Raw genomic sequence first — 16877 nt, forward strand, 5'->3', positions numbered from 1 at the left:
AATGAAGTTTTTTAACTAGTTTCATAAAAAGCTCGAGACAGGAAAAACAGTAAGAAGAAAAACACTCTCACTTAAAAAGTAAAAACACGTTCCTTTAGCTATGGGAAGTAACTGTATGGTATATACAGTGACAGATATGGTACGTGTAATGATAGTCCAAGGGCATTAAGAGTCGAGTTGATTAATGTAAGCCTCGAGTTATAGACCGTTGTACTAGATAGATATACGTCAGACCCTGATATTGTTTGAGTAGAACCCGAGATCGTTGTACCTTGAGAATGCAACTGTGAATTACTTACGCCTATGGTATCACCATTTATGTTACTGTTCATCAAGTAGATCTGACTACTGCTTATATTCTGCTGGGAGTTAGATATAGTTGATCCTGTGGCGTTTAATACAGAGCCAGATACGAACTGATTCGAGTTAGATATAGTTGAACTGACTATATTTATTGTAGAACCTTGAGCGTTAATCGTAGACCCACTAATGGAGGAGCTTGTTAGGTATACATTCGAATTGGTTATGTATTGTTGTGAATTAGTTATTTGTGAATTGTAAGCCTGTAAAGTGGAGCCTGAGAGGTATATCTTGGAGCCTGATATTATTGTAACCACATTTAACAGTTTCGAGTTGGATATGTAAGCGTTAGTGTTTGTTAAGGTCTGCTTTGAGTTTGATACAGTGGTGGATCCTGAAATGTATAACGTGGAGCCCTGAATGTTCTGTGTAGTACTAGTTATTGTTGAACCTGTGGCGTTTAACGTGCTATCGCTTATGCTAACAGTAGACGAACTTATTGTCGAGCTAGACAAGGATATGAATGAGCCTCCACTTACGGTCTGAGTTACACCTGAAATGGTTGAGCCTGTAACATATAGTTTTGTACTGCTAAAGACAACATTTCCGCCATTTATCTGAGAGTTACTGAGGTAAATTGTCGAGCCCTGAATGTTCTGATTACTATTGGTTATTGTTGAACCTGAGGCAGACAGAGTAGACCCTACCATGTTTACGTTCGAAGAGCTTATTTGGGTATTAGTTAATGACACCATTGAGTTACGTATATTTTGTGTTACTCCCGTAATTGATGAACCACTCAGATAAAGATTAGTCCCTGTAATATTAGCTACTCCACTTCCACTACTAGATAATTGCGAATTGGTCAAATAGACTGTTGACGATTGAATATTTTGGTTACAGTTTATTATGGAAGACCCTTGAGCGTTTAGTACAGAGTTGGAGAGGTAAATGTTTGTAGATGATATTGTGGAATCCACAACACTACTCTGAGAGTTTATGATTTGCATTAATGAGTTCACTATATTTGAGTTGATTATGCCTATGTTTGAGTTTGACGTATACAGGTTTGAGTTAGATGACTTCAGAACTACTTGGGAGAATTTTGAATTACTTACATATGCTGTTGAGCCTATGAGGGACTGAGTTGAACTTAGAATAGTCACGTTATTGGCATTTATAACAGTGCTCTGGGCTGTTATAGTTGAACCAGATATAACAGTATTCTTTAGGTTAACTCCTGAACTGTATATATTTTGAACGGAATTTTGTATAACAGTATTCACAGCACTTAAATTGGAGTTCTCAAGAGTTATCTGAGAGTTGTATATTTTCGAGTTAACTAGATCATTCACAGAATTAGTTATAGTAAAAGTGGAACCGTATAGGTCAGCAACAGCATTCTGAAGGTTAGAGTATATCACCTGAGCTGTGGACGAACTTATATTCTGCACAACATTCATCAATGTTGAGTGATCAAGTTTTATGAAAGATTTAGACGCACCGACAAATGTATTAATGATGTTAGTCTTTTCCAAGTTTAGGGTAGAGGAATCATTGGCATACTGTTTTACGTTTTGTACAGTGGTACCTACTGAAGTTAGGGTGGTGTTTGACAAGTAGAGTGAGTCTCCATCTAGTAACCCTCCGTTCGTTAATACTGACGAAGATATAATGCTGATGGAACTATTGTAGAAGTCCACATTATTTAGATAGTTTACAGTATTCCGCAACAGGAAATTAGACATATAGAAATTATCATTTGTTAAGTTAAACGTGTCCTTAATATTTGGAACGTTAACTAGGTAAATATCACTAGACGTGATCTGTATGGAGTCATTGAAGTTAATTGTATTGGTCAAGTATAATTTTGAAGAGTAAACTTTCTGGTCTGACGAGTTTATTGAGGAACCGAACAGTTTTAACTGGCTATTATAAACCGTAAAAGCATCTCCTATTAATGATGTATTTTGTAGTGTTAAGTTGGATCTTTGGATGTTTTGTATTGAATTCCTTATTGAACTATAATACAAGAACAGACTATCGTTGTTCAAGTTAAACTGTGAATTAGCAAAAACTGAATAGTTTGCAATGACTTTAGTGTTATTGAAAACACCCCTAGTAATTGATATTAATGAACCTACTTGGACTGCAGTAGAGTTACTAATCCCAAAGCCATCTGCGAATATACTAGAGTTGTAGATGTAAATTTTCACATTTATAAAACTGCTATTGTATGTGTAGAGTATTGAATTATAAACATATAGTATAGCATTAGTTAACGTTGAGTTGTATAGCCTTTGGACTGAGTTCTTTATGTAGAGTATGGTAATTGGTGTGTTTTTGGGAGTTTGAGCAGTGGTCATTGTTCCGGCAGATACTAGAGTAATTAGTAATATAAGTCCTATAATTAAACCTAATTTATTTATTTTGTTCATTTCTGATTTTAGGTCTTATTTTTAACTTATAAATTTTACTACTGTTCCTAATTCTTTTATTTTTTATTAGAAATATACTTTTACTTTATTCTATTAGTTAAGAAGGGACAAAATCCGTTACTTAAATATTTTAAACATATTATACATTGTACATTCACTAACTGAATAAATTTTTTCAATTCTCAGAAGGTTATGTACACCTTATAGAGACTGTTAAACTTATCTTGTGCACCCTTTAAACTTGAATTCTTGCATTTATTTTCCTTGCAACGTCTGCGAATATAAGAGCAGTATTAGTATATTTTCCTAGTTCTGACAGGGAGCCCTTCTTAATTTTTATTATACCACCTAACAGCGCCAATGATGCGTCCAGTTTTCCCTCAATTATTTTAACCCAATCTTGATATCTAGCCTCGAGTATGACATCTGCACTTACATTTAGTATATCTACATAGAATTCGGTTGCGACACATTTTCCCTTATCTAGAATCAATTTTACAGCTCCAGAGCTCGAATTATTAATATATCCGTTCTTAATATCTTCTGGTAATTTCCTTCCTGTAATATTTTCCAATGCCTCCATAACAATTTTCCTATCTTCAGGTGGTACTGTTGGTGACAGTAACTCAGTTGCCTGCCTAATCAAGTCTTCATTTAGAACACCTAGAGAAATAGCTACACCCTTTACTACAGCAGCCCTTACATTCTCTGGCGCTTCTACTCCGACAAACAGAATTGAGTTCCATTTAATGTTCCTTGCTCCCTCTAAAAATTGCTTATTTTCATTTAATGACCTACAAAACTCTTGAGCCCATTCCTTGCTGGGAAACAAAAGTTTATTCTCCTCTCCCATATTATATCAGTGTGATTTCAATAAATAAATATATATAAAAATCTTTTCTAAAAACATTAAAATTATGCCTTATAATTCATTTGTCTTTGTAGATATAACGATACCAAAAGGCTTATATTTGATCAGTAATGAAGAATTAAAAGATAAAAATGGTTTTACCATTTAACACATTGGAAGTGTACAATGTAAAGGTCTCAGAGAATCATGAACTCTTCAGAAAGGCAGTGAGAGAGTTCATGGAAAGAGATGTAGCGCCAATTGTGGAAAAAGGTGAAAAGGAAGGAAAAGTTCCTGAGAACGTCTTAGAGAAAGCTAAGGAATTAGGATTGTTTGGAATAAGCGTTCCTCAGGAATACGGAGGACAAAGTGGAGACATGTTAATGAGCACAATAGCCGTAGAGGAAATGTCGAGGGTCTGGCCTTCCTTTACGGCGAGAGTAACAGTAGGGAACCTGTTCATGACTCCAATACTACTATTTGGTAGTGAGGAGCAGAGGAAGAAATATGTTACACCTGTTGCGAGGGGAGATAAGGTAGCTGCATTTGCAAATACTGAACCACAAGCAGGAAGTGATGTTGCAGGAATACAGTCCACAGCAAAGAAAGTAGATGGTGGATATGTTTTAAACGCAAGGAAGATATTCATCACCAATGGTGGTATTGCTGATTACTATGTTGTCACTGCAAGGACTTCACCACCTGAACCAAATGCGAGGTGGAAGGGAATATCAATGTTCATAGTAGAGAGAGAATGGAAAGGAGTAAAAGTACTAAACAGAATTGAGACCCTAGGTTTAAGGGCATCTAATACTGCTGAGCTAGCATTTGAGGAAGTTTATGTTCCCCAAGAAAACTTAGTAGGAGAGGAAGGCTCTGCATTTAAGTACGCAATGACGACCTTTGATGTTTCGAGAGTTGGTGTTGCTGGACAAGCCTTAGGTGTTGCCCAAGCTGCATTGGAGAAGATGACAAACTACTCAGTGCAGAGAAGTGCTTTCGGCTCTCCACTTTTAGGATTCCAGATGGTTCAAGAGAAAATAGCAGAAACATTAACAGAAGTAAACGCAGCAAGACTATTAACATACTGGGCTGCGTCTCTCATAGACCAACGCAAAGTAGACGAGGGAATAGTTGCCGCATCTATGGCTAAGTATTTTGCAACTGAGGTTGCAGAGAGGGCTGCCATAAGGGCTATAACTGTACACGGTGGATATGGTGTAGCAACTTCGACTGGTGTCGAGAGACTACTTAGAGACGTTGAGGTCATGAAGATTTATGAAGGGGCAAACGATATACAGAAATTAGTCGTATTAAAGGAGACAGCTAGAAGACTTCTAAAAGTGCTTTAAACGCTTTATATACCAATTCCTCAGTTTTTTATTCCTATCTTCTTTTTAATTTATTGACGAAAAAAGCAACTTTTTAAAGGAGTTAAAGTTATTAGCCATTTTACCATCCTTAAATCGAAAAGAGGTAGAATAAGTGTGAAAGTAGTTGTAATAGGTTCTGGAGAGATGGGACATGGAATAGCTGAAGTAATGGCGATATATAAAAACGAAGTTACCCTAGTGGATATAAAAGACGAGATACTGGACAAGGCAATCTCTAAGATTAGGGAGAGTTTAGATAGGTTAAAGAAGAGGGGCTCAATTGAAGAGGAGCCCGAGGATATACTAAAGAGGATAACAAAGTCAATAAACCTTGAAGAAGCAGTTAAAGACGCTGATCTTGTAATAGAGGCAGTTCCTGAAATAGTCGACCTAAAACAGAACATTTTCAAGCGACTAGATCAATTCACAAAGCCAGATGCTATTCTCGCTACTAATACGTCAAATATTAGGATTAGTGAGATCTCTAAATTTGTGAATAAGAAGGATAGAGTAGTTGGAATGCACTTCTTCAACCCACCGGTACTTATGCAGTTGGTTGAAATAATAAAAGGACCAGATACCAGTCCTGAAGTGGTTCAGAAGCTCTACGAAATAACTAAACAGATCGGTAAAACACCTGTAATCGTGAATAAAGATACTCCAGGATTTATAGTGAATAGGATCAATGCAGCTGAAAGCTTATTCATCTGCCTAGTTTTACAAAAGGGTATTAATTATGAGGAAGTGGACGCTTACTTCAGATCTCTAGGTCTACCCATGGGACCTTATGAGCTAATGGATTATGTTGGATTAGACATTGTAGCCCATAGCCTAGAATATTTTGCAAAAGAAATATCTCCTGAATATGGGAAATGTACAAAGATTAAAGAGATGGTAAATAACGGACTGTTGGGAAGGAAAAGTGGAAGAGGATTTTACGATTGGACTAAGGGGAGACCCCAGATTAATGCTAAGCAAAATCCAATAATTGATGTGAATGACTTGCTAGCAATAGACATAAATGAAGCCTCAAAATTACTCGAGGATAATGTCGCTACACCAAATGACATTGAAACGGCAGTAAAGTTAGGTATGAACAGACCCTTCGGTCCAATAACTGTAGCTAAAAGTGCAGATTTAAATGATGTGAAGAGCAGACTTGAAAGAATATCAAGTGAATACGGAATTACAATTTTCCAACCAACGGACTCCATAAAGACAGGTAAACTCAAGGAACTACTTGAGGGCGAGAAAAAGGAGGAGAAGAAGGAATTTGAAACACTCAACGTGAGCAAGGAAGGAAAGGTTGCTATTGTTAAGCTGAATAGACCTAAGTTGAACTTGATAAATTACACCCTGCTGGACGAACTGGATAGATTACTGACAGAACTCTGGAATGACAGATCAATTAATGTGATCTTGATCACTGGAGAAGGACAAAACTTCTCAGGCGGTGCAGAGCTCTCTGCCCCTATCACAGATCAAGTACAATTCCTTGAGTTAGTGAGGAAAGGAGAGAGGACTTTCAAGAGGTTAACTGAGATTCCTAAGATCGTCATTGCATTTGTTAAAGGCTATGCTCTAGGGGGAGGCTTTGAGTTATCTTCCTACTGTGATCTACGAATAGCAACTGAGAATGCTGTGTTTGGTTTCCCTGAGACTGGTTTGGGTTTAGTACCAGCATGGGGAGGTACTCAGCGACTGCCTAAATTAATTGGAATTTCCAGGGCTATGTATCTAATACTTACTGCCCAAAGAATATCCGCAAAAGAAGCACTAGAGTATGGTTTGGTTAATAAGATAGTTAAGGACGAAAATGAAGCATTAGAGTTTGCAAAGGACCTGTCTGAGAGAATAGCACCTATTTCTGCCATGTTGGCTAAAAGGTTAATTAACAGGGGTAGTGAGGTACCAATTGATGTAGGTCTAGAGATGGAATCCATAGCGGGAGGATTACTATTTACAACTGAGGATTTAAAGGAGGGAATTGTAGCCTTCTTCTCAAAGAGAAAACCAGAGTTTAAAGGAAAATAGAACTTTTTTGATAATTTTTTAGATAAAAAATAAGAAAATAAAAACCTTAAGCTAATATCTTGGACTTTATTTTCCTGCTCATGTTCGACATTATAACTGCAGCATTGGTGTATCTAGCCAACTCTGTTAAACTACCTTTCTTAATCTTTATTGAACCTCCCAATAACGCGACAGTAACGTCTAATTTACCTTGGATGATCTTTAACCAAGTATCGTAAGGAGCCTCTAATATCAGTGAACCCACAACCTTTGACATGTCCGTATGAAACTCCGTGCCTAAACATCTACCCTCTTTAATGTTTAGTTTTATTGCACCAGCAGTTGAGTTAAAGTCTACCGAATCAGCTTTAGCTTCTCCCTTCTTGTACATCTCTATTAGTGTCGCTCTTACTTTTTCAGGAACATTTGTCGATACTAGAACCACAGAGTCCCATGGTGCAGTCTTAGAGGCTTCATAGTACTCTTTACTTCCGTTAAGTAGTTTACACCACTCATCTGCCCATTCCTTACTTGGAAATAGATACTCTTGTGTTTGAGACATGTTCAAGATATATAAATACATATTCTTATAAAAAATTTGTCCTAACATTAATTAATCAATACAAGAAAATTAGGTGGACTGGAGTAAAGACAGAAATAAAGGAAATATTCCTTAATTTTTATTGACTAATAAATATTAAACGATTTTTCAAAAAAATTTTTATATCAGGATTTTAAAGATATATCGTTAGAGGAGGTGCGTTTTTATTGGATAAACCAGTAGAAATAACCCCAGACGGTAAGGTAGTTAGGAAAAGCTACTCTTCAGTAAAGAAGGGAATAGATTGGAACTCTTACCCCATGAGATTATGGGCAAAATCTAATGAACTATTCTGGTCTCCGTTACAATTTAAGGAACTAATACAACAGGACAAGCAAGATTGGGAGACAATGAGTGAATCAGAAAGGGAGATATCTGAATACATTGCAACAGCGTTTTCCGCAGGAGAGGAGGCAGTATCTAGATATTTAGCGGAGCTAGTAATAGCTTTAGATGAGTTAGGATACACTGAAGAAGTATTATTCCTTAATCAATTCCAGCAGGAGGAAACCAGACATACAGATGCTTTTAGGAGGTGGATGGACTCCATAGGTATGGATAAGGACACTGAGAAATGGACCACAGAAATTAATCCATCTTACTATGAGCTTTTCTACGTTGCATTACCCTCAGCCGCTTATGGAGTTAAGGCAAATCCATCTCCAGAGAGTATATTAAGATTTACTGCTACATATATGTTCTCGATAGAGGGTATAGCTGCAGAAACTGGATTTTACTTCTGGAGAACTATGTGGGAAAGGGGTAGACATCTAAAAGGTATTTACGAGATTGTGAAAAGAGTAGCCGCTGATGAGTCTAGACATTTAGCGTTTGGGACTTACCTTACAACTATGCTAATAGGTGAAGACCAATCCCTATACGATAAATTCTTAGAGTACTTCAATTATGCAGGTGGTTTAGCTGTAAGGCTGATTGGAACAATAGTGGAGCAACAGGTAAACAAATGGGAACCATACAAGGAGAAATGGGGAAGATATTTCGAATGGGTATATAAGGAGAACGGTCTAGGTTCACTGGTAGATTACGCTGCAAAAATGGTCCAGCACAGGCTATTCTACGTAAATAGGCTAAGGAACGCTAATAGAGAGAAGCTAAGATACATGCCATTAAACGAAGCTGCTCCAGTGATAGAGAACTTCGATACTGTAGAGAAATACCTTACTCCTCAGTATGATCCCGAATAGAAAAATTCATTTTTATAATAGAATTTTTTCTCTTAAACCTTAAGTAATATTTATTACCATAACAAATTATACTTAATTTCATGCTAAAAAGAATCTTCAAAATGAGTACTGAAGATTCTCCTATAAGTGAAGTAAATCCATTAAAATTGCTTCCACCAATTACAGAGGAGAAATATAATGACTATGATGGAATAGGGCTCTTGAGTATTAAGAGGTTCTCATTACTTTACACCATTTCATTTTTTGTAATCATAGCAGGATTATTAGGAACATTGACATCAATTCCAGCCTTTCCCACACCCTTATTTTTCATAATACCTGTGGTCTCATTAATCTTCGTTATAATTACGGCTATAGGATTTCTCCTAGGTACAGCGTCAATAAACGTCCTGAGTATAGGATTGACAATCTTAGGCAAGATAAAGAAGGATTATAATAGCAGATTAGTGGAGTTTTCGATCTTAACTCCATTAGTAACAGGTATAGGTCTATTAGTCTTCTTAATACTGGGCTTGTTAGGATTAAACCCAGTCCCAGTGTTAGAACTAAATATTGTAATGGCTATAATAGGAATTGCTATAGCTGTATTCTTCATAGGAATGATAGCAGCGGCAATAAAGATGTGGAAGCTGGGGAAAAGGTACGAGAGCTGGGGTTTGAGAATAGGTGGAATTTTCCTTTTCCTTCTCCCTCCTTTAGGTGGAATATTAACATACATTTTTTCAAGTAGAGCAGCTAAGAAGGTAAAAAGAACCGATTGCTTCCTTGCTTAGGTGATAGAAGATGTCGTTAAATAGGATATGTGGAAGGTTCTCTGTACTGGATCTGGTTAAAACATTGCAGTTCATTGGAGATCAGAACAACTTCGTGGGCTGTATACCAAATATAGTTAGTGCGAATGAGAACACATTTAAAGCGAAAGTAAAGGCATTGGGGCTACCATTAACCGTGAAGGGAGAACTTTATAAGTACGAAATATCCCCAGAGACGTTAATACTCACAGTTGGACTACGAGTCAAAACTACAGGTGCAGTTATAGATATAATTACAAGGAGTAAGGTTAAAGAAGATGGCAGTCAAGTCATATGGGATACTCAATATAATATCGCGGGACCCCTTAAAATACTTTTAAAGCCTTTGTTAGAGAGTGTGACAGAGCAGACAGTGGTGGACACTATAGAGTGTATTAAGCTGAGAACTACTTCTTAAGTTAGTCTTTTGAGAAAAATATATATGTTTGTTTTTTAAATATAAGTTAATGAAAGCCGCAATATTTAAGGGAGCAAACGCACCGCTTCAATTAACGGATATCCCTAAACCGTCCCCAGGTGAAGGAGAGATCCTAATTAGAGTAGCATCTACAGGTGTTTGCCATTCCGATATACACCACATGAAAGGTGAGCTACTTGGATTTATGCCACCCGAGGGGTTTATTCTTGGACATGAAATTTCAGGATGGGTAGAAGATTTTGGACCGAATGTAACAAACCCCTATGGACTACAAAAAGGAGACCCTGTAATAGTATCATGGATTGTACCATGTGGAAAGTGTAGATATTGTGCGTCTGGTAAGGAAAACTATTGTAACAACGTAATGATGAAGATGCCGGGTTTGATCGGAATAAATGGGGGTCATGCTGAATACACTTCAGTCCCTGAAATAGCTGTAATACCGGCAAGAGAAATAAAAGATGTGATTGCCTCTTCACCTGTTTCATGTGCATATGGTACAGCTTACGGAGCACTTAAGACTGCTGGTGCTTCTGCAGGTCAAAGTGTAGTTGTAATAGGTACAGGTGGTGTAGGTTCCGCTGCGATTCAGTTAGCCAGTGTAATGGGGCTATATCCAATAATTGCAGTGGATGTTGTAGACAGTAAATTAGCGAAAGTAAAAGAATTGGGAGCGACTCATACTGTTAATCCTAACAAGGAAGACCCTGTTGGCAAGATAACTGAGATATTACCAGAAGGAGCGGATATAGTTTATGAGACTAAACCCAATCCAGATTTGCAAATAGCCTTTAACGTCGTGAACAAGTCGGGAACAATGGTTGTTACCGGACTAGGGAATGCCACATCAAGTACAATTAACTTAATGACTAACCTCTTTGTGGGAAGGGGACTTAAAGTTGTGGGAAGTTTAGGTTATAGACCCAGGATTGACTTACCAGAGTTGGTAAGGATGGTAGCATCGGGTAAGCTCGACGTTAAAAAACTTGTGACTCACGTGTATAGACCAGATGAGATAAACACTGCATACGAAAATCTTGAGAAAGGACTGCATTTAAGAGCAATAATTGACTGGACTAAGCTGTAGGTAAGGGGTTTAATTCCTTTTTTCCCTTTTCTTCTCCCTCTAGTATTCTCATGTAAATTATGAAGATCCATATTTTTTAACACTATGAAAGACCTTAACTATTAATGCTAAAACTTGAACTATTAATGCTAAAACTTGAACTATTAATGCTAAAACTTGTGTTCATGTATAAGCACAATATCTAACATTTAAACTATCATTGAAAAATTTAAAGATGACACCTTTCCCCTTATATTTTTTTCAGAAAGGAATTATTAAATGTTTAGCTTAATTGTAGTGAATAAAATTGAGGGACTACACTAATTAAGTTGTTAAATAATTGATAACTTTGAAATTATTTTTGTGTTATTAGATCATAAAGTTTTTTAACTACATAAAATATCATAATAATGATGAGTTCCGGGTACTATAAATATCAGTTAACTATAGATAAATTTCTAGATAGTGGGGAGACGGTCTTTCCAACAAGAGAAATAGTTTACACAGATAAGAGAAGATATACATTTAAAAAATTTGCAGAGTCAGCTAAAATCTTAGCAAATGCCCTAAAGAAAATCGGTGTCAAAAAAGGTGATATAGTAGGTGTTATTGACTGGGATACAGATGTGTACATGCACCTATACTATGCTGTACCAATGATAGGAGCTGTACTGCACACAGTGAATCTACGATACCCTCCAGAACTAATTATAAAGACAATGCTACACGCTGAAGACAAATGGGTGATTATAAGGGACGATCTAATAGGACTAGTCGAGGATATTAAGAACTTTAACCCCAACATAAGGTTCATCATATATAATGACGACAAGGAGAAAATAAAAGTAGATGACAAGACCATAGATTTCTGGGACTTATTACAGGGAGAACCTAAGTATGATCCAGATGAAGAAGGACTAAAAGAAGATATGATGGCAACATTAATGTACACTTCAGGAACCACAGGTAATCCAAAGGGAGTGTGGTTCACCCATAGAGACCTAGTGCTTCATGCAATGGCTATGGGTACCATATCAAGGGCACCTCCAGTTGAGTTGACAACCAGAGATGTTGTGATGAGCCTTGTACCAATGTTCCACGTGCATTCGTGGGGATTCCCATATGTTGCCTTAGCAAGTGGTCTTAAGTATGTGCTACCTGGCGTTTACAACCCAGCAACCCAGTTGAAGTTGATAGCCAATGAGGGAGTAACTTTCTCGGCAATGGTTCCAACAATATTGTTCATGATACTAGCTCAACCAGATATTGACGATTATAAACCGTATCTAAAGAACTGGAAAGTTGCTATAGGCGGAGAAGCGCTTCCTGAGGGTTTAGCAAGGAAGGCTAGAGAATACGGTATCAAGTTGTATTCAGGTTACGGTTTGACTGAGACTTGTCCAGTTTTAACTGTGGCATACCATAATTCCATTGTGGAAAGTTTCGATGAAGAGAAGAAATTCGAAATACAGCTGAGTGCAGGAGTTCCAATACCAGGAGTAAAGCTAAGGATAGTGGATGAAGAGGGTAAAGATGTCCCTAGAGGAAAGATAGGAGAAATAGTAGTTAGAGCTCCATGGACAACAAGAGAATACTACAAAGACCCTGAAAAAACAGCCCAATTATGGAGAGGTGGTTGGTTACATACAGGCGATCTGGGATACATCGACGAATATGGTTACTTACATTTAGTGGACAGGGAGAAAGATGCAATAAAGAGCGGTGGTGAGTTCATACCATCACTCCTATTGGAGACAGTCATATCCCTACACCCAAGTGTGGCTGAGGTTGCAGTTGTAGGTATTAGACATGAAAAGTGGGGCGAAAGACCTGTTGCATTCATAGTACCTAACGGTCAATTTGATGAGGTAGAAATGAGGAAGTTCCTGATGAAAAAGGTGGAGGAAGGTAAGATACAGAAGTGGTGGATACCAGACAGGTTCTTCGTTGTGGAAGACATACCAAAGACCTCAACTATGAAGGCTGATAAGAAATTGCTGAGAGAAATGGCGAGTAAAGAGCTCCAAAAACAAAAATAGAGGAATTCACTATGTCTCAATTTTCTCCTAAACTAGACTTAGAATGTAGGTGTATTAATTTAGGAAAAACATATATATTAAGATTAGTAGAAAAATAAGGTGAGAATATATGCCTCAAAAGTTAAGTGGGAAATTTAAAGTGAAAGATCCAGCAAAGGCAGTTCAGTTCGCATCCAACTATTCAAACTTCATATCCTGCATACCTACTGCCAGGGACATAAAGGACAAGAAATTCAAACTAGATGCTACTGTAGGTGCAATGAAGGTCACTGTTGATGGTGAATTAATCGACTATAAGATAACAGAGAACGGATATGTGGCTACAGTACAAATAAGAGGTCCTGGTGTCACAACAACCACAACCACCAAGAGTACATTAAATGGAGATGAAGTTACGTGGGAGGCTGAGTATAAGAATGAGGGCTCTATGGTAGCGATGTTAGGAAACCTCCTCGATACTTCAGTTCAAACCATGATGAACCAGACTGCAGAGTGTATTAAAAACAAACTTAATAGTTAAAGTATTTATTTATTTGTTTTTTAAATCAATTATTATTTTTATTGTTTCTAAAAACTCTAAATTGCCTCTTTAGTATTTAATTTATTTCCTAGTTTTTGTAAACCATTATTAGAACAAGACTGATTTCATATGAAAAATTTTCAGTTATAAGTGTATAAAACTAAATGAACATAATTCAAAACAAAACCTGACCATGAGGTTAATTCAAATAAAGGTTTATAAATTCAAAAAGAATATGTAATTTCATGGTAAAAATAGGGGAAAAGGCACCTATATTTGAAGCTGTTACTGATAGTGGAGAGAGGATTTCATTAGCGGACTTTATTGGAAAATATAATATTGTACTCTACTTCTATCCAAAGGACGATACTCCTGGATGCACAACAGAGGCTTGTGCTTTCAGAGATAACTGGGACTCGTTAAAAGGATTTGACGCAATGGTTATAGGTGTTAGTTCCGACGATACTAACTCACACAAGAAATTTAAACAAAAGTACAACTTACCGTTTATCTTGGTAAGTGACCCCGACAAAAAGATAAGAGAAATGTATAACGCAAAGGGCTTTATCCTACCAGCCAGGATAACGTTTGTAATTGATAAAAAAGGAGTAATTAGACATATTTACAATTCACAGATGAATCCAGGTAACCATGTAAACGAAGCTCTAAAAGCACTTAAACAGATTAAGTCAGAGGAGATGAGCAAAAGCTGATTTAGCTGATTGAAAGGCTTTGACATTACTCTCGTACTTTAGAGACTTGTAAAACGCCTCTTCAGTCAATAGCCCCTTGAATGCTCCTATACTGTAAAGGTATCCTAGCAGGGCTGCGTTTACAGCCTTAGTATTCCCTGCCTTCTCGGCTATTTCGTACGCATTTATTAGATGAACATTTAAGCCCTTAAGTCTGTCAAGAACCTCCCTAATCTCCAATAACCTCACTTTGGGTAAAACCGGTCTCAATACGTAGTTGTTTAGAACTATGACTGTGTTTTTTGAGCAGTAATTCAAGTTCCTTAGGACTTCAGTAGCCTCTAACCCTACTAAATAATCAGCTCCTCCTAGCGGAATGAGAGGAGAATTCACATCCCCTATCCTTACATGAACATTTACAGCCCCTCCCCTCTGAGCTAAACCGTGAGTTTCTGCAACTAATACCTTGACATTACAGTAGTTCCCAGCCTCTGCGATCATTTTGCCCATTGTTATAATACCTTGACCGCCTACTCCTGCAAGAAGGATATTTACTCTAGCCATAACTTATCCCATCCCTCCGGCTTATCTCCTTTTATAGATATTGCCTTAAATGGACAGACGGGTACACATGCTCCACAGCCTATACAGTTATAAACGTCTATTTCAGCCTTCTTATCCTTCCTGGGGATAATAGCAGGGCATGTGAAGTAATCATAACATATGGTACAACCAGTACACTTAGCCATATCAACTACAGCTTTAGGTAATTTATTATCATCAATCACATCTGTAACTAATAGGGCACAAGCTCTCTTGGCTATTATCACCGCAGGCTCTTTGTTCTTCTTTACCCACTCGATAGCCTCGGTCAAGCTCTTAACGGAAGAGTTCATCTCAAAAGGATCAAAGTACTTCACAAACCTTACACCGAGTCCTTTGGCAACTTCTCCTATATCTATCTCCTTTGAAGGACTTGGCTGTTGTCCAGTCATTGCGGTGGATCTGTTATCTAGAACTAGGAGAACAAGAGGGGTCTTGTTATATACAGCATTAGCTAAGCCACTCATACCACTGTGGAAGAACGTGGAATCACCTATAATAGCAACAGGTATATTTCCGGTAGCTCTATAGACACCATTCGCAATACCTACACTTGAGCCCATATCTGTCGAGGAATCTTGCTCTTCAAATGGGGGTAAAAGTCCCAGAGTGTAACATCCAATGTCTCCTGATATGAACGCATTACTCATCGAGGTCATCGACAAAGCTTTCTTGAGATCTACAAATGAGCTTCTGTGAGGACAGCCTGGACATAGTGCTGGAGGTCTCTGAGGAATATCTGAAGGTGACTCTAGAAAACTTAAATCTAAATTCAGATCAAAAAACCTGCTGAACGCACTATAAACTTTGTCCAATGTCATCTCTCCTACTTTACTTACTATGTCCTTTCCATGAAGCTCTACCCTTATACCATGATCATAGAGCAAGTCCTTAACTTGATATTCCACAATTGGTTCCACTTCTTCCACAATTAATACCCTTTCAGCCTCGCTTACGGCTTTTAAAATCAATTTACTAGGTATGGGTACAGGGGTTGAAATGCGTAATAAATTGGCTCTTATGTTCAGTTCGTTCATTGCGTCTTTGACAAAGGAATATGATATACCTGATGCTATAATTAAGTCCTTAGAACCGTTGTCTTCATATTCATTTAGGTTTTCCACTTCCTCCTTTATCATTTCCCACCTTTTCAACTGCTCCATTCTGTTCCTCCTGGCATTTTCAGGTACAAGGACGTATTTCTTGGGGTTCTTTGTCACCTTACCGTATATGGGATTTATAGGCGGTTTTATTGAAACGGGGGCTCTCACATGACTTATCCTTGTTGTGGTCCTGAATATTACGGGATGTTTTACCTTAGCACTGAGTTTGAAAGCCTCTATCATTAGGTTGTAAGCTGACTGCGGATCATAAGGTTCAATGACTGGAATTAAGCCATGTAAACCATAATAACGATTATCCTGTTCGTTTTGAGAAGACCACATCGAGGGATCATCGGCTGATACTATAACAAAGGCACCCTCAACTCCTGTATAGGAGGAACTCATTAATGGATCTGCAGCAACGTTTAAACCTACATGCTTCATTGTAGTCAATGCATATGCCCCATTTATGGCTGCACCGTACGCTGTCTCAAAGGCTACTTTTTCATTTGCACTCCATTCTACATAAACGTTCCTACTATGTTTTTGTATTGTCTCCAGTATTTCTGTGGAGGGTGTGCCTGGGTATCCTGCGGCTACTGACACCCCTGATGCCAATGAGGCGAGTGCTATTGCTTCGTTTCCTAGCAAGATTTGCCTGGCTAATGAAGAAGTAATCATCATTATAAATGTTGACAAAAAATGCTAATAAATATTCCTATCTAATGTATATACTTTTGATAATTTAGAATAATTAAATCAAATAGAGTCAACTTACCAATGACGATTACTGAAAAATTTTTATCAAAAAATATTTTAAAATCATGGAAAAATAAAAAGATAT

The 16877-nt window shown here is 37.5% G+C and carries 14 protein-coding genes; 9 read left to right on the forward strand and 5 right to left on the reverse strand.

Translation table 11 applies throughout. The features are described from left to right. Window positions 1-98: 98 nt before the first annotated feature. Both SACI_RS10710 and SACI_RS10715 read right to left on the reverse strand, forming a co-directional pair. Entirely contained in the window at window positions 99-2738 is a 2640-nt protein-coding gene (locus tag SACI_RS10710) for a beta strand repeat-containing protein (protein ID WP_011279003.1), read from the reverse strand. Window positions 2739-2973: 235 nt separating this feature from the next. After that, the gene (locus SACI_RS10715) at window positions 2974-3591 is read right to left on the reverse strand and encodes an SCP2 sterol-binding domain-containing protein (protein ID WP_011279004.1); all 618 of its coding nucleotides are present in this window, start codon (window positions 3589-3591) and stop codon (window positions 2974-2976) included. Window positions 3592-3740: 149 nt separating this feature from the next. On the opposite strand from SACI_RS10715, the gene SACI_RS10720 reads away from it, so the two are divergent. Both SACI_RS10720 and SACI_RS10725 read left to right on the forward strand, forming a co-directional pair. Beyond that, window positions 3741-4940, forward strand: coding sequence for an acyl-CoA dehydrogenase family protein (locus SACI_RS10720; RefSeq protein ID WP_011279005.1), 1200 nt, complete (start codon window positions 3741-3743; stop codon window positions 4938-4940). Window positions 4941-5075: 135 nt separating this feature from the next. Next, on the forward strand, window positions 5076-6995 hold the full coding sequence (locus SACI_RS10725; protein WP_011279006.1) for a 3-hydroxyacyl-CoA dehydrogenase/enoyl-CoA hydratase family protein: 1920 nt from the start codon (window positions 5076-5078) through the stop codon (window positions 6993-6995). Window positions 6996-7041: 46 nt separating this feature from the next. On the opposite strand, the gene SACI_RS10730 is transcribed toward SACI_RS10725, so the two are convergent. Then, the gene (locus SACI_RS10730) at window positions 7042-7536 is read right to left on the reverse strand and encodes an SCP2 sterol-binding domain-containing protein (RefSeq protein WP_011279007.1); all 495 of its coding nucleotides are present in this window, start codon (window positions 7534-7536) and stop codon (window positions 7042-7044) included. A gap of 206 nt (window positions 7537-7742) precedes the next feature. Between SACI_RS10730 and SACI_RS10735 the strand changes: the two genes are divergently transcribed. From SACI_RS10735 to SACI_RS10765, 7 genes are all read left to right on the forward strand, one after another. Further along, the gene (locus SACI_RS10735) at window positions 7743-8780 is read left to right on the forward strand and encodes a R2-like ligand-binding oxidase (protein ID WP_011279008.1); all 1038 of its coding nucleotides are present in this window, start codon (window positions 7743-7745) and stop codon (window positions 8778-8780) included. Window positions 8781-8881: 101 nt separating this feature from the next. Next, window positions 8882-9553 (forward strand): hypothetical protein, encoded by a 672-nt coding sequence (locus SACI_RS10740; RefSeq protein ID WP_011279009.1) that lies wholly within the window; start codon window positions 8882-8884, stop codon window positions 9551-9553. Window positions 9554-9563: 10 nt separating this feature from the next. Continuing rightward, on the forward strand, window positions 9564-9989 hold the full coding sequence (locus SACI_RS10745) for an SRPBCC domain-containing protein (protein ID WP_011279011.1): 426 nt from the start codon (window positions 9564-9566) through the stop codon (window positions 9987-9989). A gap of 49 nt (window positions 9990-10038) precedes the next feature. Continuing rightward, window positions 10039-11097 (forward strand): alcohol dehydrogenase catalytic domain-containing protein, encoded by a 1059-nt coding sequence (locus tag SACI_RS10750; RefSeq protein ID WP_011279012.1) that lies wholly within the window; start codon window positions 10039-10041, stop codon window positions 11095-11097. 392 nt (window positions 11098-11489) lie between these two features. Then, window positions 11490-13115, forward strand: a complete 1626-nt coding sequence (locus SACI_RS10755) for a long-chain-fatty-acid--CoA ligase (protein WP_011279013.1) — start codon at window positions 11490-11492, stop codon at window positions 13113-13115. A 109-nt stretch (window positions 13116-13224) separates the two neighbouring features. Then, window positions 13225-13635 carry an SRPBCC domain-containing protein gene (locus SACI_RS10760; protein ID WP_011279014.1) on the forward strand — a complete coding sequence of 137 codons (411 nt, stop codon included), beginning with the start codon at window positions 13225-13227 and terminating at the stop codon, window positions 13633-13635. Window positions 13636-13880: 245 nt separating this feature from the next. Beyond that, on the forward strand, window positions 13881-14348 hold the full coding sequence (locus SACI_RS10765; protein ID WP_011279015.1) for a peroxiredoxin: 468 nt from the start codon (window positions 13881-13883) through the stop codon (window positions 14346-14348). On the opposite strand, the gene SACI_RS10770 is transcribed toward SACI_RS10765, so the two are convergent. Further along, the gene (locus SACI_RS10770) at window positions 14325-14891 is read right to left on the reverse strand and encodes an indolepyruvate oxidoreductase subunit beta (RefSeq protein ID WP_011279016.1); all 567 of its coding nucleotides are present in this window, start codon (window positions 14889-14891) and stop codon (window positions 14325-14327) included. The two genes, SACI_RS10765 and SACI_RS10770, sit on opposite strands and share 24 nt — an antisense overlap. After that, window positions 14879-16714, reverse strand: coding sequence for an indolepyruvate ferredoxin oxidoreductase subunit alpha (locus SACI_RS10775; RefSeq protein ID WP_011279017.1), 1836 nt, complete (start codon window positions 16712-16714; stop codon window positions 14879-14881). Before SACI_RS10775 ends, SACI_RS10770 begins: the two co-directional genes overlap by 13 nt. Between the last annotated feature and the right edge of the window lie 163 nt (window positions 16715-16877).

Source organism: Sulfolobus acidocaldarius DSM 639 (assembly GCF_000012285.1).
GTDB lineage: Archaea > Thermoproteota > Thermoprotei_A > Sulfolobales > Sulfolobaceae > Sulfolobus > Sulfolobus acidocaldarius.

Bases quoted from the DNA above. Each gene is read 5' to 3' on its own strand.
- SACI_RS10775 (WP_011279017.1), bottom strand. From the start codon at position 16,714: ATGATTACTTCTTCATTAGCCAGGCAAATCTTGCTAGGAAACGAAGCA.
- SACI_RS10745 (WP_011279011.1), top strand. From the start codon at position 9,564: ATGTCGTTAAATAGGATATGTGGAAGGTTCTCTGTACTGGATCTGGTT.
- SACI_RS10720 (WP_011279005.1), top strand. From the start codon at position 3,741: ATGGTTTTACCATTTAACACATTGGAAGTGTACAATGTAAAGGTCTCA.
- SACI_RS10760 (WP_011279014.1), top strand. From the start codon at position 13,225: ATGCCTCAAAAGTTAAGTGGGAAATTTAAAGTGAAAGATCCAGCAAAG.
- SACI_RS10755 (WP_011279013.1), top strand. From the start codon at position 11,490: ATGAGTTCCGGGTACTATAAATATCAGTTAACTATAGATAAATTTCTA.
- SACI_RS10750 (WP_011279012.1), top strand. From the start codon at position 10,039: ATGAAAGCCGCAATATTTAAGGGAGCAAACGCACCGCTTCAATTAACG.
- SACI_RS10730 (WP_011279007.1), bottom strand. From the start codon at position 7,536: ATGTCTCAAACACAAGAGTATCTATTTCCAAGTAAGGAATGGGCAGAT.
- SACI_RS10740 (WP_011279009.1), top strand. From the start codon at position 8,882: ATGAGTACTGAAGATTCTCCTATAAGTGAAGTAAATCCATTAAAATTG.
- SACI_RS10765 (WP_011279015.1), top strand. From the start codon at position 13,881: ATGGTAAAAATAGGGGAAAAGGCACCTATATTTGAAGCTGTTACTGAT.
- SACI_RS10710 (WP_011279003.1), bottom strand. From the start codon at position 2,738: ATGAACAAAATAAATAAATTAGGTTTAATTATAGGACTTATATTACTA.
- SACI_RS10715 (WP_011279004.1), bottom strand. From the start codon at position 3,591: ATGGGAGAGGAGAATAAACTTTTGTTTCCCAGCAAGGAATGGGCTCAA.
- SACI_RS10770 (WP_011279016.1), bottom strand. From the start codon at position 14,891: ATGGCTAGAGTAAATATCCTTCTTGCAGGAGTAGGCGGTCAAGGTATT.